This window comes from Erwinia plantamica, from assembly GCF_043420595.1.
GTDB lineage: Bacteria > Pseudomonadota > Gammaproteobacteria > Enterobacterales > Enterobacteriaceae > Erwinia > Erwinia aeris.
In genome coordinates this window covers 59,107-78,733 of the sequence record NZ_JBGCUC010000003.1, presented here as the reverse complement: position 1 = coordinate 78,733, position 19,627 = coordinate 59,107, and the positions used below count along the sequence as shown (strand labels likewise).

18 protein-coding genes, 2 tRNA genes and 1 pseudogene are annotated in these 19,627 nt (G+C 48.0%); 9 read left to right on the top strand and 12 right to left on the bottom strand.

What is annotated here, in order from left to right; translation table 11 throughout:
* Positions 1-47 precede the first annotated feature (47 nt).
* From AB3U87_RS03810 to AB3U87_RS03760, 11 genes are all read right to left on the bottom strand, one after another.
* Complete coding sequence (locus tag AB3U87_RS03810) at positions 48-1,619, bottom strand: ABC-F family ATP-binding cassette domain-containing protein (RefSeq protein WP_253460308.1); 1,572 nt, start codon at positions 1,617-1,619, stop codon at positions 48-50.
* The gene (locus AB3U87_RS03805) at positions 1,609-2,856 is read right to left on the bottom strand and encodes an MFS transporter (protein ID WP_253460311.1); all 1,248 of its coding nucleotides are present in this window, start codon (positions 2,854-2,856) and stop codon (positions 1,609-1,611) included. The genes AB3U87_RS03810 and AB3U87_RS03805 overlap by 11 nt, the downstream gene beginning before the upstream one ends.
* On the bottom strand, positions 2,834-3,640 hold the full coding sequence (locus AB3U87_RS03800) for a JmjC domain-containing protein (RefSeq protein WP_253460314.1): 807 nt from the start codon (positions 3,638-3,640) through the stop codon (positions 2,834-2,836). Before AB3U87_RS03800 ends, AB3U87_RS03805 begins: the two co-directional genes overlap by 23 nt.
* Positions 3,627-4,463: an aKG-HExxH-type peptide beta-hydroxylase gene (locus tag AB3U87_RS03795; protein WP_253460317.1), complete on the bottom strand. Its 837-nt coding sequence runs from the start codon at positions 4,461-4,463 to the stop codon at positions 3,627-3,629. The genes AB3U87_RS03800 and AB3U87_RS03795 overlap by 14 nt, the downstream gene beginning before the upstream one ends.
* Positions 4,450-5,418 (bottom strand): ThiF family adenylyltransferase, encoded by a 969-nt coding sequence (locus AB3U87_RS03790; RefSeq protein WP_253460320.1) that lies wholly within the window; start codon positions 5,416-5,418, stop codon positions 4,450-4,452. The genes AB3U87_RS03795 and AB3U87_RS03790 overlap by 14 nt, the downstream gene beginning before the upstream one ends.
* Positions 5,408-6,748, bottom strand: a complete 1,341-nt coding sequence (locus AB3U87_RS03785) for an ABC transporter substrate-binding protein (protein ID WP_370734259.1) — start codon at positions 6,746-6,748, stop codon at positions 5,408-5,410. Before AB3U87_RS03785 ends, AB3U87_RS03790 begins: the two co-directional genes overlap by 11 nt.
* Positions 6,749-6,766: 18 nt before the next feature.
* Entirely contained in the window at positions 6,767-7,702 is a 936-nt protein-coding gene (locus AB3U87_RS03780; protein ID WP_253460326.1) for a cupin-like domain-containing protein, read from the bottom strand.
* Positions 7,703-7,767: 65 nt separating this feature from the next.
* Entirely contained in the window at positions 7,768-7,914 is a 147-nt protein-coding gene (locus AB3U87_RS03775; RefSeq protein WP_153810780.1) for a hypothetical protein, read from the bottom strand.
* A 692-nt stretch (positions 7,915-8,606) separates the two neighbouring features.
* Positions 8,607-9,566: a hypothetical protein gene (locus tag AB3U87_RS03770; RefSeq protein ID WP_301730409.1), complete on the bottom strand. Its 960-nt coding sequence runs from the start codon at positions 9,564-9,566 to the stop codon at positions 8,607-8,609.
* A complete protein-coding gene (locus tag AB3U87_RS03765) occupies positions 9,563-9,997 on the bottom strand; it encodes a CesT family type III secretion system chaperone (protein WP_394148439.1) in 435 nt (144 codons plus the stop codon). The genes AB3U87_RS03770 and AB3U87_RS03765 overlap by 4 nt, the downstream gene beginning before the upstream one ends.
* A gap of 427 nt (positions 9,998-10,424) precedes the next feature.
* A tRNA-Asn gene (locus tag AB3U87_RS03760) sits at positions 10,425-10,500 on the bottom strand.
* Between the two features lie 288 nt (positions 10,501-10,788).
* On the opposite strand from AB3U87_RS03760, the gene AB3U87_RS03755 reads away from it, so the two are divergent.
* The 4 genes and pseudogenes from AB3U87_RS03755 (at position 10,789) to AB3U87_RS03740 (ending at position 12,723) form a co-directional block, all read left to right on the top strand.
* Positions 10,789-11,409 carry a hypothetical protein gene (locus tag AB3U87_RS03755; RefSeq protein WP_253460336.1) on the top strand — a complete coding sequence of 207 codons (621 nt, stop codon included), beginning with the start codon at positions 10,789-10,791 and terminating at the stop codon, positions 11,407-11,409.
* Positions 11,410-11,623: 214 nt separating this feature from the next.
* Positions 11,624-11,796: pseudogene (locus tag AB3U87_RS03750) on the top strand (helix-turn-helix domain-containing protein).
* Positions 11,797-12,132: 336 nt separating this feature from the next.
* Complete coding sequence (locus tag AB3U87_RS03745; protein WP_253460339.1) at positions 12,133-12,390, top strand: AbrB/MazE/SpoVT family DNA-binding domain-containing protein; 258 nt, start codon at positions 12,133-12,135, stop codon at positions 12,388-12,390.
* A complete protein-coding gene (locus tag AB3U87_RS03740) occupies positions 12,391-12,723 on the top strand; it encodes a type II toxin-antitoxin system PemK/MazF family toxin (RefSeq protein ID WP_301251018.1) in 333 nt (110 codons plus the stop codon). It begins immediately after the preceding gene.
* A gap of 381 nt (positions 12,724-13,104) precedes the next feature.
* On the opposite strand, the gene AB3U87_RS03735 is transcribed toward AB3U87_RS03740, so the two are convergent.
* Positions 13,105-13,180: transfer RNA gene (locus AB3U87_RS03735), tRNA-Asn, on the bottom strand.
* A 497-nt stretch (positions 13,181-13,677) separates the two neighbouring features.
* Here AB3U87_RS03735 and AB3U87_RS03730 point away from each other — a divergent pair.
* The 5 genes from AB3U87_RS03730 to cbl all read left to right on the top strand — a co-directional run bounded on the left by AB3U87_RS03730 (position 13,678) and on the right by cbl (position 19,467).
* Positions 13,678-14,595 (top strand): sugar ABC transporter substrate-binding protein, encoded by a 918-nt coding sequence (locus AB3U87_RS03730; protein ID WP_253460345.1) that lies wholly within the window; start codon positions 13,678-13,680, stop codon positions 14,593-14,595.
* Positions 14,596-14,607: 12 nt separating this feature from the next.
* Entirely contained in the window at positions 14,608-16,092 is a 1,485-nt protein-coding gene (locus AB3U87_RS03725; protein ID WP_301251014.1) for a sugar ABC transporter ATP-binding protein, read from the top strand.
* A gap of 26 nt (positions 16,093-16,118) precedes the next feature.
* A complete protein-coding gene (locus AB3U87_RS03720) occupies positions 16,119-17,132 on the top strand; it encodes an ABC transporter permease (protein WP_370734459.1) in 1,014 nt (337 codons plus the stop codon).
* 317 nt (positions 17,133-17,449) lie between these two features.
* Complete coding sequence (gene nac / locus AB3U87_RS03715) at positions 17,450-18,367, top strand: nitrogen assimilation transcriptional regulator NAC (RefSeq protein WP_394148437.1); 918 nt, start codon at positions 17,450-17,452, stop codon at positions 18,365-18,367.
* A 140-nt stretch (positions 18,368-18,507) separates the two neighbouring features.
* On the top strand, positions 18,508-19,467 hold the full coding sequence (cbl, locus tag AB3U87_RS03710; RefSeq protein ID WP_253460357.1) for an HTH-type transcriptional regulator Cbl: 960 nt from the start codon (positions 18,508-18,510) through the stop codon (positions 19,465-19,467).
* Positions 19,468-19,627: the final 160 nt, after the last annotated feature.

Here is a 19,627-nt window from a genome sequence, read left to right as displayed (position 1 = left end):
GGGTAAAGCCCCAATATCGAATGAGACAGGCTCTGTTCAGCAACAGATCATGACGCATTACTCAGTAGATAACCTTCAACTGTCATTTGTGAGGCGCTGTAAGCCTTGTGGTAGTCGTTGAAAGAGTGCAGCTTTCCATCGCTTATCACTAAAAAGCGTTTGCAGACCTTTTCAATAAGACTACGATCGTGCGAGACCAGAAGCACAGTGCCGTTAAACTCTGCTAACTGACGTTCAAGGGCCTCTTTACCTGAAATATCCAGATGGTTAGTGGGCTCATCCAGCAAAAGCAGATGACTGTTGATAAGGGATATACCTGCAAATAATAATCTTGCTCTTTCTCCCCCACTCAATGTTCTGACTTTACTCTGCAGACGTTCCCAGGGGAATCCGGCTTTAAGTAACGCCTGCTTCAGCTGCTCATTATTGGCATTCACGCGCGACGTACTGCAGAAACTGAATAATGCATTCATCATATCCAGCTCGCTATCCACGCCATTTTGCAGCTGATCGTAATAGGCCATCACCGTCGAGTCATGCAGCGTAATGGCCCGATCCCGTTCCAGATAACTCTTCCAGATAAGCTGCAGCAGAGTCGACTTACCCATGCCATTGGCACCGATTAAAGCAATTTTTTCTCCTGGCTGAATCAACAGCTCATCTATTGCGTACAGGATTGTAGTCTGCCCTGGCGCTCTGACCATGACCTCATTGCAAAACAGGAGTCGTTTTGCCGGCAGCATTTGTCCGGGAAAGGAGAGATTCCAGGGATAAGGCTCTGGTAAAGTATTTTGCTCAAGCTTGAGTTTGTCGACACGTTTGAACATGGACTGCGCTTTTCTTGCCGAGCTTTTACTGTGCTGCTCTTTACCCCACACCGCCAGCTGACGCGCGCTGGCTTCAATGCGCTCAATTTCGTTTGCCTGATCCTGATATTGCTGCTGGCAGGCAAGATCGCTTTGTTCGTGCTGCACTAAAGCTTGCGTGCAGGGGAGTCGATATTGATGCACGCCGCCATTAGCAATAATCCAGGTACTGTTGGTGACAGTATCAAGCATGCGGGTATCATGGGAAACCAGAATTAAGCTTCCACGCCAGTCTGCTAAAAAGGTTTCAAGCCAGATTAACGTCGGCAAATCAAGATGGTTTGAAGGCTCATCAAGTAAAAGAACATTGGGAGCAGAGAGCTGCGCTCTACCCAGTAACAGGCGCGTCTGCTGGCCACCGCTAAGTTCTGAACACGGCGTGTCACGCTGGGTAAGCCCCATACCAATATTTTCAAGAATAACTTCAGCGCGCCAGCTTTCACTTATGCGCTCATCAGTTTCTAAAACATCAAGAAGAGCCTCTTCTGGCGTCAAAGATAATAAGTGCTCTGGAAAACGCTGTTCCACCAGATAATAACGTAACGATTTGGCGTGAGTAACCTGGCCTGAACTCGGCTCCAGCTTCTTAGTCAACAGCTGTAGCAGGGTAGACTTACCGGCACCGTTGAATCCAACTAAGCCCACCTTTTCAGCGGAGTTTAATGAAAGAGAGACATCGCTAAACAACAGATGGGTTGTATTATGGTAACTCAACTGATTAGTTGAGAGGAAAACTTGTTCTTTACGATTCACGAAGATCCCCTTTACGATAAAAAAGCACAATCACAATGCCCGCTAGCGCAAGAACCGACTGAGTCAGGTAAACCCCCTGCGAGGATAAGCCATTCCCTTCTTTTGCCATAAGAAGATACATGGCAAGAATAAGTATTCCCGACAGACCGTTAAAAGTAGCCTGAAGTCTCCCCTGATACTCAGGCTCACAGTGAAGTTGTGAAAGAGATATCGACAGGGCCCAGCTGGAAATCCCAAAACCAATAAGGAAATAAACCGGGAATACCAAAATAACAGCATCATTTACAGAGAGAATATATAAACCGCCAGCCATGACCAATAAAAGCAAGGCCAGCGTTTTCCTGATGCTGGTTTTTTTACAAAGCACAGGTGATAAAAAGCCGCCGGCCAAAACTCCCAGCGAATAGAGCGCTTCATAAAGGGCAAATACTCGTGTGCTCGCATGCAGCACTTCACGAGTATAAGGAACTAAAATAATAGGAATAGTCATCAAAAGAACCATTATTATCATCTGGCTCATATAAGGCATAAAAAGCGCAGGCTTACTTTTAAAGTATCTCAGCGAAGAGGTATAGCTATACCACCAGCCTTCACTTTGTTTATTTGCGCTTTCTGCCGTTGCTACCGTACGCATGGCAAGGTTGAAAAGGCCAGCGATAATAAAAAGTATACCACCGATAAGCAGCGTGCCTTTGATGCCTGCTACAGCCAGTATGAAGCCACTTAAACCCATTCCCATAATAGTGCCGAATTCGTAAACCATATCAATGGTCGCATTAGCGCTAACAAGCTCCTTTTCAGGCACGATACTTTGAATAAAAGGCACCGCGGAAGGCATGTAAAATGAGATAAACACCCCAAGCAGAGAGCACAAAATCATCAGATCTGGCTCAATATTCATTTCCCACATCAGGACCCATGCAACGATAACCATCCCCCTGACCAGATTTGAGATAATGATTTGTGCTTTACGATTGTAACGATCGGCAAGCAGGCCAAATAAAGGGGCGAAAAGGATACTGGGCATCCAGATGCAAAACATCATTATCGCCACGCCTTTAACAGAGTTGGTTTTGTTATAGGCCAGCCAGGAAAGCGCAATATAATTTAATCCGTTGCCAAAAGTGGCAAAAAGGCCGCTCACGGTGAAAAACAAAAAATTCTTGTTTTCAAACAGTGCCAGCCGTTCCTTTACTTCTGCTCTAAACATTCTCTTACCCCAATGACCGGAATCCATTACACAACCAGTTAATTCTGTCGCCGAAATAGCCACGTTTTTTCGCTGCTGACTGCACTCTTTGTATCAAGGCCGGCATTTGAGAGATGGCATCATCCAAAAAGGCGGTCATATTGTACAGATTTACTGTACTATGAATGAAGGTCACCGAGCATTCAATCGTTTTTGCCTGATGCCACCAGTGCGCAGGAAAGTAAAGAAAATCACCGGGATGAAGCACTACGCACTCAAAAGGAATACCCAACGCTTCGAGCTCGTATGTGCTGTAAAATTTACCCTCTTCAAGCGCATACTGCGGTGCCACTAACGTAAATTCTTTTACGCCCTGCAACTGTCCGACAATGCCGTTCACGCTGAGCATATCCTGATGCATGCTGGTGACTGTTTCAGGCGCAGACATCAAAATCCAGGGTGCAAGAACCAGCTCGCCTACTAACGATTTCTCAATATTATTTAATGTAATGGCTTTGGGCACGGTGAAACTGTCGTTAAGTGATTTTGCGTGGGAAAGATGTGGCTGCCATGACCAGTTACCCATGCCTTTAACGCCAGATTGAATACGCTTGATATAATCACTTACCGTAATTTCCACTCTGCCCGATTTATTTATTCCTTCCTCAATAAATATCTTATCGCTACCGTAATTTTTCTCAATAAAAGAAAAATTGCCCTGCGTAAACAATGGCCAGTGAAAACAATACTCATGAATAAGAAAACATGTACCTGTCAAATCATTAATGCGGCAGTTTTCCAAAAATGCTTGCTCATTTTTAAATAATTGCACTGGCTGCATCCTCTTTCTGAAATTGAGATAAGACCAAACACATTTCTTCTGCTATGCTACTGCCTTGTGCCGTAAGGAAATTCTTATGGTCAAACTGCGCCAGTGTCTCCTGCAATAACAGCGATGCTTTGTTAATATTGACGGCGGCAGACTGCTTATGTGCTCCTGGGAAGGTAAGGTTTCGCATATAAAAAATAATGCGAGTTAAAACAAATGCAGCATGAAAGACCCCGTTGGCAGGACGGGGTTGATCACGAAAAGGACTTTTCAGGTAAGTTCCTGTCGATACAAGGGGATCGAGCAGTTGCTTAATATAGAGTTCAATATGAGACATCTCGTGAATAATATTTTCGACATAATCAGATAGCGTCCAGTCTTCTTTAGGCGAGATAACAATAAGACCTAAAAAAAGCACGGAACTGGTTGCTACAAGTGAGTCGCAACTGACAACAACAACACGACCAATAAGATTCCTCAAGGTATAATCCATCACGGCACTGTTGGTAGAGAGCAATTCAATCGCTGCCAGAATATTTTCTCTGTAACTGTTCATTGCAGAGTAATGTATTGCCGAGAATTTTTCATTTTGACGTTGCATTTCCGCAGCAACTGATTTCAGAACTGCCTGATAATCGTCACGATTGGCTGCCTGATAGCAAACAACCTTTTCGGGCCAGGGAGCGTAGGCGTGGTTTTCTGTAAGGAAATTAAGAATGGTTTGTTTTTTATTACAGGCAACAAATTGACGCCAGAGTGTACACTCTTGTTCAACAACTTCCCGGTTTAAATATATGGAAAAAATATCTCTTTTAGTTATTGTCATAGCTTATTTCCCCCATTGTAATCATGCTGACAGGATTATATATTTTTCTCACATTAATCAAGTCGGGTTTGCTAAAAGGATAAAAAAGGCTGGTAATATTGTTAGCCAATATTGCACTCAGCAGTAAATTAGTGGATGCGATAGATCCTGTTATAGGTTTTGTTACTGCGTGTGAACTCTTCTGCAAAAGGCTAAGGAATTCGGTTTTGGCCGCTTCAGTGGTTAACAGAGGGCCTGCTGTAATAGTATCGTATCCTGCAGATCCAAAGATAACCGGGACTTTGTGGCGCATAGCATATTCAACGATGTAGAGGGATGACTTAATGGCAGGCGTATCGATAGCGGATACCAGTAAATTAACATCATCAGGGAGACAATGCAGATCTTCTGAGCAGGTAATTTTACGCTCGTATAAAGAAACGTTGACCTCAGCATTTATTCTGAGCAATTTATCTTTTAAGCACTGCACCTTGCTTTTGCCAATATCGGCAGAATCATAAGCAAACTGGCGGTTCAGATTACTTATCTGAACTTTATCATAGTCGATCAGCGTGAATTTTTTGATCCCCGATGAGGCCAGACACAGCCCTACATTTGATCCTGTTCCACCGCATCCAATCAGGGCTATATGGATATCATTCTTGAAGCTAAACGGTGAGTGTAACGTTCCTAAATGAAAATTAAGGAAATCATAGGTTTTCTCTAAAACGGTGCCACTATATTTATTTTCCGACAGTACCAGCAAATTCAAGCTGCACATTGTTTTATAAAGTGCATAGCAGCAATCATCTTTAAGCCACGACTGTAATTCTGTCTCGTCCAGGCCTGTTTCAAGCCTGGTTAAAAAATATTCCACCTCAGGCCCAATAATGTCGGTCATCTGGTAATTTTTTTTACCCAAAAATATGATTTTATCATCGGATCTTATGATCGAGGCATTCAGTTTAATTTTCACTCACGGTTTCCTTTATGAGAACCTTACGTCCCGGAGCATATAAGGTGTTTTCCAGAATTGAACTGTGACAAAAAAAACCAGTGGGAAAGATAAATAACGGAAGGCTAAGACACTGCTCCCGCAAATAAAAATCAATAGCTTTGAATATTTCTGGTTGTTGAGATGATAGCGCTTCAGTAAAAAGCAAGGAATACAGCTTTTTTATTTTCTCAAATTTTACATGACTCGTAGATACATGACTCAAATCAGATCGAATGATTTGTACAGGATTTCGCTGAGGAATTTTACGAATTTCAAAGCGTAAATGGGATTCGGAACGCCAGTAGCCATATTTGTCCTGATGTTTGCGGACCTCAATATTAAAGCAAGAGAGTTGTTCAGCAATATCTTCAAGAATTTCATCATTTGGATAGAAATCTTCGTAAGATATGTCGATAACAAAGCTGTTTTTTGAGTAGGTGATAGTATCCCTGAGCGGATGATAAGAACCATCAAAATACACAGACATCCATGACGTAACCGGCTTTAATATATTGTCGTAACGTGCTGCAATTGAGCTGCGATTAATTTTACAAGTTAAAATTTCTTTGACGTAGTCTGGCAGTTTATCAAATTTTCTTCCGGGAGAAAGTATCATCATTAAGTTCCCTTCAGCAGCCACAAAATTTTGCTTAGCCGTGAAGGTACGGTAATTTTTCAGGTTAACGGCAGTGTTGCAACTGACATGCACTTTACCGTCAAAAAAGGCCTCGCCGTTCGGATCTTTTTCAACCAGAAGATAATTGATTTTTTCCACATTAGGCAGGTGCTTATCAAGTGTAAAATATTTATTAGCAACCAGCTGATAAACGTTATCCTGTTTTTTCAAAAGAACATAAGGTCCGGCAGAAACGTCATCACTATGCTCGTGTTTGGGAGAGAAATTCAATAAAGATAAATACTGAATAATAAAGGGGTCATACCATGAGGTTTGAATAGTGAAGCTGTGGTCATTATGGATTTCTGTTTCTGAACCCAGTTTCGCTACAGATGCAAGGATCTTATTATAACGATTATTCTCATCATAACAGATATGTCTGATCGCCCGCACATAATCCGCAGCTTTCACGTTATCGCCATTACTCCAGAATAAATCTTTTCTGATAGTTATTCTGAGGGAGTCAGCCGTCTGTTGGAAGGATTCGGCACCTAAGAGCTCGACTTCGCCCTTTTCCAAAGAGAACAACGGGAGCGCAAGCTTGCTGTAAATTTGCTCTCCGCTGTAATCACAGATCGACCAGATATCTTCTTTATAAGGGAAAACATCAACAGCGATATTTAAATTATTCATGATATTCAGGCCGTTTACCTAAGCGGTTGTCTTAATCATCTCTTCATACATTTTTTGTTTTCTAAGCAAGATCTCTATTTTTTCTTTAGTGTAAGAGACCTCCTCTATAATAGAATTCCTGACTTCATCCGATATTTTTAATTTATTTTCTGTAAGCACTTCGAGGTAATCATTGAAAGCAATGTCACTCTCATTTGAATCTCGGGAGATATAGGAGTGATAATTTTTATAAAATCTTATGGCATGCTGTCTGGAGGTAAAACCACCTGTCACCATGATATTATCCGTGTCATTACGGATTTCATGTACCCATCCAGTCGGCACGTAGAGAATAGTCCCGGGAGTAAGAGTGAATTCAACGATCTCAACGTTCAATTCATCCAGATGTGCTACGACTTCCTCATTAAATAATGAAGTCCCCATTTCAATATGGTGACGATGAAGTGGAGATATAGCGCGGAATGTTTTTTGACCTTCAATCATCATTAACCATGCGCTGGTTGAAAAACAGTCAATGTGAAGATCGCAATTTATTCCTTTTTTTCCAAAAAACACCCATCGTCTGCGGAATTGCATTCTTTTTGGCAAACGATCGATGAAATCATCCGGGTGGAATTTTGGAAAAAAGATATCTTCGTCCAGCTCAGGCAAGCTTTTTTGATAACTCCAGCCTGTCATATAGGGGCATTGCTCGCCATTTTTCATCAGATCAATGTATTCTGATATTGAAATCTTTCTGGTGATGTTTGCCGGATCCTCTAAGTTATCACTTACCTGACATAATATCTCGCTACAGCGCGCTTTAAAAAATTCAAAACTCCATTTTTTATAGGCAGGCATGTCGCTGTTCAAATTTGCATACTGCACGGGCTGGGTCTTATTGAAAAATGTTTCTTCAAACTGGTGGTTTTCAACACTTGCGACATCTTCAACATGTGGCCGGAATACGCTCATAGAGAATTCTCACGATAAGTTATAAATTTAAGTTCTGGGGTTGCCCCCAGAACCCGACGATCTTATTAGCAGCGGTGAGTTGCTAATAACAGTTCGTTATCCAGTTCAATCTCAGCCAGCTGTACATTTTCAATTTTGAATTCAACATCAAAATCTTGAGTCTCAGTTGGAGATACATAAGAACGAAACTCTTTGCTTTCGAAATCATTCATGGTTATTGCTCCTGTAATTTGACTTGGATTGTTGTTAAACAAAAATGTAAACGCAGTGATCTTTAATTAATGTAAGGAAAATTAAGTAAATGTCACCGGAGATTTAAAAGTAATGTAATTTGATAATTTTATGTTAATACATTTTTATGTAAGTGTGAGTGTTATCACAATAAATCATTGATTATTGATTAGTAAAACTGGTGTGTATCTTTTATGGAGAGAATGTGCTCTTTTCAACTAATTGATAATTATGTTGTTTTTTGTTGGTCAGGATTTTATTTTTCTTCTGAACTGCTAAAGGTGTAGAAATGTTGAATTGTTACAGTTCATAATTTCTTATGGTTATATATTAACCTTTTTGAGATTTTCATCTCGATTATTGACGATTTTCCATAAGAAAAAGCGATGGCGTTCAGGTATGAAACCTGAGCGAGAGAAAGAAAAGGCCCATAGCTTGCAGCGAAAACTATTGCAGCGTCCACCCTGGATCGGCATACACCCAATCTTGCAAAAGCACGAATGATCCTGCGTAAGATTGCTGCAACCCTTAGCCGGTTGCACACTCCGCCTGTTACAGGAATGAGCCCAACCTGTGTCGTAATCTATTGGCTGACCAGTAAATTTTTTACTCAGAAGAGGTTGGGTTCAGGCGCACTTACGCAGGCGCAAAGCGCCGGTCACCGATGCCGTATTCAGAAACGCTTTGCCTTGCCATAGCCCCCGGGATCGGCGGCTGCAGCCTGTTCATATTTCTCAATAGTTCGTCGGGTACTGGATAGGGATGAGGCAGACATGACGTCAAAAGGTTTCGCCGCCCGGGCGGGATCGTCAGTGAAGCGGGTACTGGGATCTTTCGCCAGCGAGCGTACGTCATAACGTCCAGGTTCCTTCGCCCGCGCACTTTCTACCATATGTTTGACAAATTTTTTCCCCACTGGCGGATAGGTAGTCGAGGTTAATATATCCTCGATCTCCGCCATTGGCATGGTACGTACATGGCGCAGCGCCCACTGGGCGTGCGGATCGGGGCGGGGATCGTTTCGCTGCTGGATAACGTCAAGCCTGCCTGGATCGAGTTTGCTGTTCTCCAGCGTGGTCACAATCGGCAGATGTTGCCAGGCATCAAGCACTACCGGATCTTCCTGACGTTTGTCTCCTAACAGCACCAGGACGTGGTCATTATTGTAGAGAGTATTAAACACGGGCTTATTGGCTCCTCTGGCCGCCACTTGCGTGTAGGCCAGATCGGCAAATTCCTGACAATGTCCTCCTTGCACTCTCAGGGCGCTGTGTCCACTCGCATAAGCACGATCCAGGCCGGTCGCCGCGTCAGGAAACCGTTGTGTAAAGCGTTCACTGGCTTCATGACTAAAGCGGTCCGCAGCGCGCACGGCCATGATACCGCGCATCGCACTCTCTCCCTTATCGGCCACAAGCGGCAACCACTGATTACCACCACGCCCTAATTGCGTACGCACTTCCTGTTGGACTTGCGCCGCCAGATCCATGCTTTGCAGCGTCTGTGGTGAAACCACCCTGACCTGATGCTGAAAGGGGCCGGATGCCTGCATTTGTGTCGCGCTGAGGCTCTGATGAGCGGGCTGGCTCTGCTGAGTTTGGCGGCTGCTGCCAGAAGAAAATATACGCATCATAATCCGACTCCGACTTCATCAGGAAGGTGCTGGCTGATGATGCCCAGACGCTGTCCCAGCGTATGAGTATAAAAAGCCATATTTTCGTACAGGGCAATCAGGGCCTGAGGATCTGCCGTGTTCATCGGCAAACGCGACCATATCACTAGTTCGTCACTGTTTGCCGAAGCCGCCAGCACAATGGGAGGGAACTCTTCGTTCATCAAATTTGCCTGCAGGAGTTCCCAGAGAAGCTCAGTGGTAATGTCATTAGCCGTCCTGAAAGGAAGCAGGCAGCTAAAGGTGATGTGGTTACCGGGATAATGCAAAAGCCGCAGCGATAAATCTGACCACATCACTAACTCAAAGGCTTCTTCATCGCCCCGCATCTCAGGCGTTAGCTTGAGGTAATTGAACAAGGGAATAAGAGCACTATTAAAGGTTGTTGACATAAATCCTCCTTTTTATTTGTCTCAGGTAGCAAACCGGCACGGCAAGGGCAGCCCGATCCGACTTCACTGCAAAGTAAGAAAGAGTAAGTGAACAGAAAAACCGCCTGGTTCCTTAAGCTGTGGAACAATAGCGAGCAGATGTGATGAGGTTAAAAGAGTAGCGTTGATAAAGGGGCATGACACCAATCGGCTAACGAGAGAATGCTTAACCTTGGGCGGCAGCGCCATGCAGTCAGCACTTTACCGGCACCCTTTTGGCACGGCACCCTGCTGAGCCAGGGCGCAGAGTGTTTATCCGAAGCACTGCGTAATCAGGGCGAGACCAGGATCGATGAAAACGCAACGCCGACAGATAAAGAGTAAAAGGCAGAACAAGGTCGATAAGCAAGAAGCCCGCTTAAGTTTCCTTAAGCGGGCTTCTCTAATATGGCTCCTCTGACTGGACTCGAACCAGTGACATACGGATTAACAGTCCGCCGTTCTACCGACTGAACTACAGAGGAATTGTTGAAACGGGGCGAATTATAACGAGGACGCAGCAGACTATCAAAGGGGAAATGTGATTTTTGGATGCGACTGATTCAAATATAGGCAAAAAAATAAGTTCACCACTTGGGGCGCCAAAAATGAATAAAAAAACACAGCGCCTGGCTAAAGAACAAGCGTTATGACAAAATTCCCTGTGAAGGTTTATCTTTAAGCTCCGAAATAAGGTTAATAATTAACGTTATTAAGGCCATAGAAAACGGCCCTGCGGTATAGGCTTATCCTTTTTTTATAAGGATCACCAAATGGCTGCCGTTTCAACTGAAACAATTAGTGGCGCTATCATTTCAGGTATAGAAAAAGCGCATAAAGATTATCGTCAAATGTCCGGCGGATACTGGGTCTGGACGGCTGCGGAATATATGCTCACTACCTATATTGCCAAAGCGCTAAGCGACATGCCGGGCGCTAAATTCGTGACGCTTGAAAGCAATGGGCTTAGCTCAATGGATCACGCGGGCGCGATAGCGCCGGGGCCAAAGCCGGTTAAGGCGCGTTTGAGCGGCCGTTTCGATCTCCTGCTGTGGTGGGGGAAAGCCCAGCCGCGAGCGGTAATCGAAGTCAAAAACCAGCCGGGCGGCCCGTCGGGCTGGTATCACGATATTGAAAGGATAACCTCAGTGCTTTCTATTAACCGCGACGCCTCATCCATAAAATTTGGCGTATTTGCTTACTATTATTCGGCAGCGGATGGCGAATTGCTCAGCGGGGCGCAGAAAGTGCTTAATAAATTCGAACGCGTAGAAACCTATGTCAGCGAGAATATCTCCGATCGTTATCGGGTCGAACAGATTATTTCCGATATCCATGATGAAGGCAGCGAGGGCGCCTGGGGTGCCGCATGTTTAATTATCAGACCTTGCTGAAAAAACGCAGCGCGTAAAAAGACGGCGCAGCTAAGGTGCCAACCTCAGGGTTGTCTAAAATTGATAAATTACTATGTAGCAGAACGAGTTTTCGGTGAGCTGCTTTGGTTTTTTGCCGCCGAACTTAAATCAACGCGTTAGATACGCATTGCCGACGGTGTGATGTTTATCAATAAGGTGACCGCATGACGCAACCGACTGCTATCCTGCCGACATTATTGCGTCGCTGAAAAAAGGGAGAGGTCGCTGGCGGCCGTTTCCCGTAACGCTGGGCTGGCGTCCTCCACGCTGTCCAACGCTCTTAACCAGCGCTGGCCCACGGCGAAAAGCTGATAGCGGAAGTGCTGGGCCTGCGCCTGAAAAAACGGGCCTTCGCGCTATCACTGATAACCCTCCGGCGCAGCCTGAATACGGAAGATATGCCGCATTTTGTTTATCCGATTCGTAATAAATCTTTGCACCGAAAAAACAGTTTTCTATTATCGGCCCTCTTTGTCGCGCATTAAGCTCCTCTCTGCATGGCATGCTTTAGGATCTGAAAGAAACGCCTGATGTATCAGGATGCTTGCCGTTTTACCGGCAATGCCGCTTTGAAGACTACCGGCTCTGTCCTTCGATGGGTTAAGGCTTTCTTACGCTAAGGAAATCACAATGAATCTGATGAATAATTGTGCATCGTCTGCCCTGGATGTTATATTAAAATATAATATCCGGAGGTGCTCTATGTATACCACTCGCCTGAAAAAGGTCGGCGGATCCGTCATGTTGGCGGTTCCTCCTGCCGTGTTGAAAACGCTGGCGCTGTCGACGGACAGCGAAGTAGGTATGACCATTGATAATGGCTGCCTGATTATTGAACCCCAAAAACGGCCCCGTTATTCGCTTGAGGAGCTGCTGGCGCAGTGCGATCCGCACGCCGAAATGAGCGAAGAGGATCGTGAATGGATTGATGCGCCTGCGATGGGCAAGGAGATCCTGTAAATGGACAGAGGGGAAATCTGGCTTGTTTCACTGGATCCGATTGCCGGCCACGAGCAAAGTGGACAACGTCCGGTACTGATCGTATCGAAGGCATCGTTTAACAAGCTGACCCGGCTACCCGTTATTGTTCCCGTTACCCACGGCGGAAACGTTGCCCGAACAGCCGGTTTTACCGTTTCACTGGACGAGGCGGGAACAAAAACGACGGGCGTGATCCGCTGCGACCAGCCCAGAACCATTGATATGGCGGCCCGAAATGGTAAGCGACTGGAACGTATACCTGACGTCGTTGTGAATGAAGTGCTGGCCCGCCTGGAGGCCATGTTGAGCTAATGTTTTTTAGGCCACCTGAACGAGGGCGCTGTCACATACAGCGCCCTCGTTTTTGCGAGGCTTGCGAATATGCATCCAGAGCAAGGGAAGATCCTTTCGGTTAAAGCGATATTTGAAATACCAGAGGTTTTAACCGCCTGAATCGACAAGCAAATACAGGAGATGAGAATCGGTCAGCGTAAAGGGATTTTCAGAAGGCTTAAAGCTGTGGATTTTAGTGACGTTCAGAAACACTGGGCGGTCACTCCATAGTAAAACTGAAATGACCCCAAATCTTGCCCAATGCAGAGGGGGAATGAAAATGCATTGGGTAGGTTTTCACGCTAGCTTGTTGAATCTTAATAATATAAAGATTCGTGAAGATGCATGACAACATAAATATGGCTCCTCTGACTGGACTCGAACCAGTGACATACGGATTAACAGTCCGCCGTTCTACCGACTGAACTACAGAGGAATCGGTTTCGATGGGGCGCATAGTAACGGCCGCGTCCGGGCGTGTCAAAGGTCGAATGCCATTTTGCCGCGCGTTCGGCCGCAAAATCAGCAACCCGCTCTGTTTCTCGCCCGTTCGGGCAAAATTCAATCTCTTGCGCCAGATCGCACTTTACGGCGAATGCCTTGCTGATGTTAGAGGTGTGTCAAAATTTTGTTGTTTGCCGTTTTTAAAACGTGCGTTTCGGTGCTTTTATGTAAAAAGTTTCAAAAATGTTAATTATGGAATAATTGCACTGATCAGTCAGTCGGCCGCTATATGTCGAAGCGATAAAGACTGAAAAACTAAATTAAGCTTTTGATAAATATTGTTAATAACCAGGAGCAATCTGACTAAGACATTGCTTTTTCACCGCTTAAAAATGTTATCCAGGCACCGGTGAAGTTGTGTGAATGTAAAAAATATCTTTCATTCGAGGTCCAGCCAGCCGCACAAGCTAATCACATAAGGGCTCTATCATGAAAAAATTCGTTGCAGGGTTACTGTTAGTCTGTTCGCTGCCTGCTGTCGCGCTGGCAAAAGATCTCCAGATGGGTGTCTCAATGGCGCTGTTTGACGACAACTTCCTCACCATCGTTCGCAATTCTATGCAAAAAGAACTTCAAAAAGAAAACGTTAAAGGGCAGGTAGAAGATGCCAAAAACGATGTTTCCCAGCAGCTACAGCAGGTGCAGAACTTTATCGGGCAGGGCGTGGACGCCATTATCGTCAATCCGGTCGACACCAACGCGGTTAAACCGATTATGGATCAGGCCAGCAAGGCGGGCATCCCGCTGATTTTTATTAACCGCCGTCCCGCAGCCGAACTGACGGGCAAAATGGCCTATGTTGGCTCCAACTCGCAGCTGGCGGGGCGTTTGCAGATGGAAGCGCTGGCTAAACAAATGAATTACAAAGGCAACGTCGCCATCCTGTTAGGCGATCTGGCCAATGAATCGACGCGTGAACGTACCAAAGGCGTGAAGGAGATTGTTGCGAAATATCCTGGTTTAAAAATCGTTCAGGAGCAGACCGCGAAGTTTATGCGTAACGATGCGGTAGATGTGGTCAGTAACTGGCTCACCGCTGGCGACGATATTCAGGCGATCGCTGCCAATAATGACGAAATGGCGATTGGCGCGCTTCAGGCGCTGGGAAAAAACAGCGACCACGTGCTGGTGGCGGGGGTTGACGGCACGCCGGACGCGCTGCAAATGATCAAAAACGGCAAAATGGTCGCTACCGTTTTTCAGGACGCAAAAGGCCAGGGCGAGGGGGCGGTACAGGCGGCGGTGAAGCTGGCAAAAGGTGAAAACGTGGAATCGAACGTCGATATCCCTTTCCAGCTGATCACCAAAGAAAACATGGCGAAGTTTACCAGCCTGAACCAGAAATAGCCGGGGTGCATCATGACCGCATATGCGCTTGAAGCCGAAGGCATCAGCAAGTTTTTTCCTGGCGTAAAGGCACTGAACAACGTCTCTTTACGGGTCAGGCCCGGCAGCGTACACGCGCTGATGGGCGAAAACGGCGCGGGAAAATCCACGCTGATGAAATGCCTGATAGGAATTTATCGCCCGGATGAAGGCTTAATCCGCGTCAGGGGCGAGGCGGTAGCGTTTCAGGACACGCTGGACGCGCTGCGCGCAGGCATTTCGATGATCCACCAGGAGCTTAACCTGGTGCCTCATATGACGGTGGCGGAAAACATCTGGCTGGGCCGCGAGCCGATGAAATATGGCTTTGTCGATCACGGCAGCCTTCATCGCCAGACCCGCGAGTTGTTAAACAAGCTGAACATTCGCCTTGCGCCGGACGATCTGGTGGGCGATTTGAGCATCGCCTCGCAGCAAATGGTAGAGATCGCTAAAGCCGTATCCTGGAATGCGGATGTGGTGATCATGGATGAGCCAACCTCCGCGCTGACTGAAACCGAGGTTTCGCATCTTTTCGCTATCATTCGCGATCTCAGAGAGCAGGGTAAAGCCATCATCTATATCAGCCACAAAATGGATGAAATCTTTACGATTACCGATGAGGTCAGCGTATTTCGCGACGGTGCCTGGGTCGGTAGCAGCGCGACGGCGGACTATACGCGGCAGTCGCTGATTACCCAGATGGTCGGGCGCGAGCTGACCCAGCTTTTTCCCAAGTTCAACACGGCCATTGGCGAAGAGGTGCTGACGGTACGTCATTTACAGCGTAAAGGCGTGTTTGATGACATCAGCTTCGGCGTGCGCCGTGGTGAAATTCTGGGCGTGGCGGGGCTGGTCGGCGCGGGCCGCAGCGAGGTGATGGAAAGCCTGTTTGGCATGACCAGCCCCGACGGCGGCGAAATTCTGATAGACGGCGTGCCGGTAAAAATAGATTCGCCTGCCACGGCGATAGAAAAGGGGCTGGCTTTTCTTACTGAAGATCGGAAAAAGTCCGGGCTGTTTCTGGTGCTGTCGGTGATGGAAAACATGAGCATCGTCAACATGCCGGAATACAGCAGCCGCGCGGGCTTTGTCAGTCATATCCAGATGGCGAAGGACTGCATGGAGCAGATCCGTCGGCTGAACATCAAAACGCCCACTATGGATCAAATCATCAATAACCTCAGCGGCGGCAACCAGCAAAAGGTGCTGATCGCCCGCTGGCTGCTGGCACAGCCCAAAGTCCTGATCCTGGACGAGCCGACGCGCGGCATCGACGTGGGCGCGAAAGCGGAAATTTACCGGCTAATCAGCGAACTGGCGAATCGCGGCGTCGCCATCATCATGGTTTCTTCTGAACTGCCGGAAATACTCGGCATGAGCGATCGGGTGATGGTCATGCACGGCGGCCGCATCACCGGCATCCTCAATAAAGAAGAGGCCGATCAGGAATCCATTTTGTCACTGGCGTCTGAATAAGGGCTGAAACCATGAGCGACGTAAAAATGAGTGGCCAACAGCCGTCTTCGGCAACGTTTTTAAGCAGTTTTAAGGGAAAGATGCCGAAGGATACCGGCATTTTTATCGTGATGGTCGCCATCGCGCTGATTTTTGAAGCGGCAGGCTGGTACGTGCGCGATCAATCGTTTTTGCTTAATCCAAACCGGCTGGTGCTGATTATTTTGCAGGTTGCCATTATCGGCATTATTGCGGTCGGCGTGACCCAGGTGATTATTACCACGGGGATTGATCTCTCATCCGGCTCGGTGATTGCTTTAACCGCCGTGGTGGCGGCCAGCCTGGCGCAAACCTCCGACAGCCTTTCCCCGATGTTCCCGTCGCTGGTCAACATGCCTGCGGCGGTGCCGATCGTAGCCGGGGTCGGCGTGGGGTTGCTTTGCGGGGTGGTGAATGGCGTGCTGATCACTAAAACCGGTATTCCGCCCTTTATCGCCACGCTGGGCATGATGGTTTCCGCGCGCGGGCTGGCGCAATACTACACGCAGGGCAACCCGATCAGCTTCCTTTCCGACAGTTTTACCGCCATCGGCCAGGGCGCAATGCCGGTAGTCATCTTCCTGGTCGTCGCGGTCATTTTCCATATCGCGCTGAAACACACCCGTTACGGCAAGTACGTTTACGCCATTGGCGGCAATATGACCTCGGCGAAAGTTTCCGGGATTAACGTCAATAAATACCTGGTGATTGTTTATACCATCGCGGGCGGGCTTTCCGGCCTGGCTGGCGTAGTCCTGGCGGCGCGCGTCAGCAGCGGCCAGTCCAGCATGGGCATGTCCTATGAGCTGGATGCGATTGCCGCCGCCGTCATCGGCGGCAGCAGCCTGATGGGTGGCGTAGGGAGGATTACAGGTACGCTGATCGGCGCGGTGATTTTAGGGCTGATTAAGAGCGGCTTTACCTTTGTTGGCGTGGACGCCTACGTTCAGGACATTATCAAAGGCATTATTATCGTCAGCGCCGTTTCAGTGGATATGTACCGCAATCGTAAAAAGCGCTAGCGGGCAGGGGCCAGGCCGGCCCCTGTATTCCTCTCAGCCGCCGCTTTTTTATGCCATGTAAACGTTACCATGCACAGCCTGACAGCATATTTTGCACCTCATCGGTGCAGGCAAGCGGTTGGTGAAAGCATTAAAAAAAAGCGTTACTCCTTTAAAGGTAATCAGATTCTCTTATTTTACCGGCGCTTAGCCTGAAACAAATGGGCTGAAAGCGCAGCCGGAAGTTTCTGGCACGTCACTTGCAATTCTTAACCCGCACCAGAGTGAAAACTTATTTTTTAGCGCCAGTAACAATGGCGTCCCGTGACGGAGGCAAAATGAACTTAAGACGACTGAAATATTTTGTAAAAATCGTCGATATTGGCAGCCTGACCCAGGCCGCAGAGGTGCTGCATATTGCGCAGCCTGCGCTCAGTCAGCAGGTTGCCACGCTGGAGAACGAGCTGGACCAGCAGCTGCTTATCCGTACCAAGCGCGGCGTGACGCCTACGGAAGCCGGGAAGATTTTATACGCCCACGCCCGTACCATTTTACGGCAGTGCGAACAGGCGCAAACGGCGGTGATCAACGCCGGGCAGACGCTGACCGGCCAGGTTTCGATCGGTCTGGCGCCGGGCACCGCCGCCTCTTCGCTGACCATGCCTTTATTGCAAACCGTGCGCGAACAGTTTCCGGAAGTGCTGGTTTACCTGCACGAAAACAGCGGCGCATCGCTAAACGAAAAAGTGATAGATGGGCAGCTTGATATGGCCGTACTTTACGACCGCGCGCCGTCCGCCGGCATCACCAGCCTGCCGTTGATGAAAGAAGAACTTTATCTGGTTGGCGCAACCGACTGCCCTGGACAAAACATCGATTTAGCCGACGTGGCCAAAATGAACCTGTTTCTGCCGCGCGACTACAGCGCCGTGCGCAAACGCGTTGACGAAGCGTTTTCGCTGCGCCGCCTGAGCGCCCGCATTATCGGCGAAATTGAATCGATCGCCACGCTGACCGCCGCCGTCTCCAGCGGCATGGGTGTGACCGTACTGCCGGAATCCGCAGCGCGCGCGCTGGTCAGCTCCACCGATGCCTGGATGGCGCGCATCAACAGCCCAACGCTGAACCTGCCGCTGTCGCTGAACGTTTCGGCGCGCTCGCCGCTTTCTCCTTCTGCGCAGGCGGTAAAAAATATCCTGCTGTCGCTGCTCAACAAACCGACGATTGAAGAGCGTGAACTGATGCTGGTGAGCTAATGCCTTTCTGCGGGCGCGCGTCGGCGCGCCTCACTCCTATATCGCTAAAAAGCATATAAAACCTCTTTTTATTATTTGTTGCTATCAATGTGCCTTATTAACATAGCTGAAACCAACAGATAACAGAGGGAGAGGCGCACGTGAATTTTCAGCAACTTAAAATCATCCGGGAAGCGGCACGCTGCGAGTTTAACCTGACCGAAGTGGCTAATGCGCTCTTTACCTCCCAGTCAGGGGTCAGCCGCCATATACGCGATCTGGAAGATGAGCTGGGCGTGGAGATCTTTATCCGTCGCGGCAAGCGACTGCTCGGCATGACCGAGCCAGGCAAAGCGTTGCTGACTATTGCCGAACGCATCCTGGATGAAGCCGGAAAGGTGCGCCGTCTGGCCGATGTCTTTACCAACGAATCCAGCGGCGTGCTGACCATCGCCACCACGCATACCCAGGCGCGCTATAGTCTGCCAAAGGTGATCAAAGCGTTTCGCGCGCTCTATCCCGGTGTTCGCCTGGAGTTAAATCAGGGCACGCCGCAGGAGATTGTCGCCATGCTGATGGCGGGCGAAGCCGATATCGGTATTGCCAGCGAACAGGTCGTCAATAATCCGTCGCTGGCGGCTTTTCCCTGGTTCAGCTGGCATCATGCGCTGCTGGTGCCAAAGGGGCATCCGCTGGAGCAGGAGCAGCCGGTTTCGCTGGCGGCGCTCAGCCGCTATCCCTTAATTACCTATCGCCAGGGCATTACCGGCCGTTCCCGCGTTGACCGCGCCTTTCATGCCGCCGGGCTGACGCCGGATATCGTGCTCAGCGCGCAGGATTCCGACGTGGTAAAAACCTATGTCGAACTTGGGCTGGGCGTGGGCGTGCTGGCGGATCAGGCCTGCCAGCTGGATGCGCAGGCCGCGCTGACCCGGCTGGAAGCCAAACACCTGTTTGAATCCAATACCGTCTGGCTGGGCCTGAAGCGTGGGCAGCTACAGCGCAACTACGTCTGGCAGTTTCTGGAACTGTGCAACGCCAACCTGTCGCTGGAAGAGATCAAGCGCAAGGCGCTTTCCACGCATGACGCGGTAGAACCGGTGCTGGATTTTCAGATTTAAAATTTCAGAGGCGTCCCGAAGAACAGCAAAGAAAGCCGTTCGCCCGGCAATATTGCCTTGTTTTTGCCCCTGGGCTTGGGTAGCTTGCGTTCGGTGTCGTGCAGCAAAAATTTTTTATGGTGGGGTTTTATTCATTGGATGCGATCCATAGTGGTAATAG

Bases quoted from the DNA above. Each gene is read 5' to 3' on its own strand.
- AB3U87_RS03805 (WP_253460311.1), bottom strand. From the start codon at position 2,856: ATGGATTCCGGTCATTGGGGTAAGAGAATGTTTAGAGCAGAAGTAAAG.
- AB3U87_RS03795 (WP_253460317.1), bottom strand. From the start codon at position 4,463: ATGACAATAACTAAAAGAGATATTTTTTCCATATATTTAAACCGGGAA.
- AB3U87_RS03785 (WP_370734259.1), bottom strand. From the start codon at position 6,748: ATGAATAATTTAAATATCGCTGTTGATGTTTTCCCTTATAAAGAAGAT.
- AB3U87_RS03780 (WP_253460326.1), bottom strand. From the start codon at position 7,702: ATGAGCGTATTCCGGCCACATGTTGAAGATGTCGCAAGTGTTGAAAAC.
- AB3U87_RS03775 (WP_153810780.1), bottom strand. From the start codon at position 7,914: ATGAATGATTTCGAAAGCAAAGAGTTTCGTTCTTATGTATCTCCAACT.
- AB3U87_RS03770 (WP_301730409.1), bottom strand. From the start codon at position 9,566: ATGATGCGTATATTTTCTTCTGGCAGCAGCCGCCAAACTCAGCAGAGC.
- AB3U87_RS03765 (WP_394148439.1), bottom strand. From the start codon at position 9,997: ATGTCAACAACCTTTAATAGTGCTCTTATTCCCTTGTTCAATTACCTC.
- AB3U87_RS03755 (WP_253460336.1), top strand. From the start codon at position 10,789: ATGGCTGCCGTTTCAACTGAAACAATTAGTGGCGCTATCATTTCAGGT.
- AB3U87_RS03745 (WP_253460339.1), top strand. From the start codon at position 12,133: ATGTATACCACTCGCCTGAAAAAGGTCGGCGGATCCGTCATGTTGGCG.
- AB3U87_RS03740 (WP_301251018.1), top strand. From the start codon at position 12,391: ATGGACAGAGGGGAAATCTGGCTTGTTTCACTGGATCCGATTGCCGGC.
- AB3U87_RS03730 (WP_253460345.1), top strand. From the start codon at position 13,678: ATGAAAAAATTCGTTGCAGGGTTACTGTTAGTCTGTTCGCTGCCTGCT.
- AB3U87_RS03725 (WP_301251014.1), top strand. From the start codon at position 14,608: ATGACCGCATATGCGCTTGAAGCCGAAGGCATCAGCAAGTTTTTTCCT.
- AB3U87_RS03720 (WP_370734459.1), top strand. From the start codon at position 16,119: ATGAGTGGCCAACAGCCGTCTTCGGCAACGTTTTTAAGCAGTTTTAAG.
- nac (WP_394148437.1), top strand. From the start codon at position 17,450: ATGAACTTAAGACGACTGAAATATTTTGTAAAAATCGTCGATATTGGC.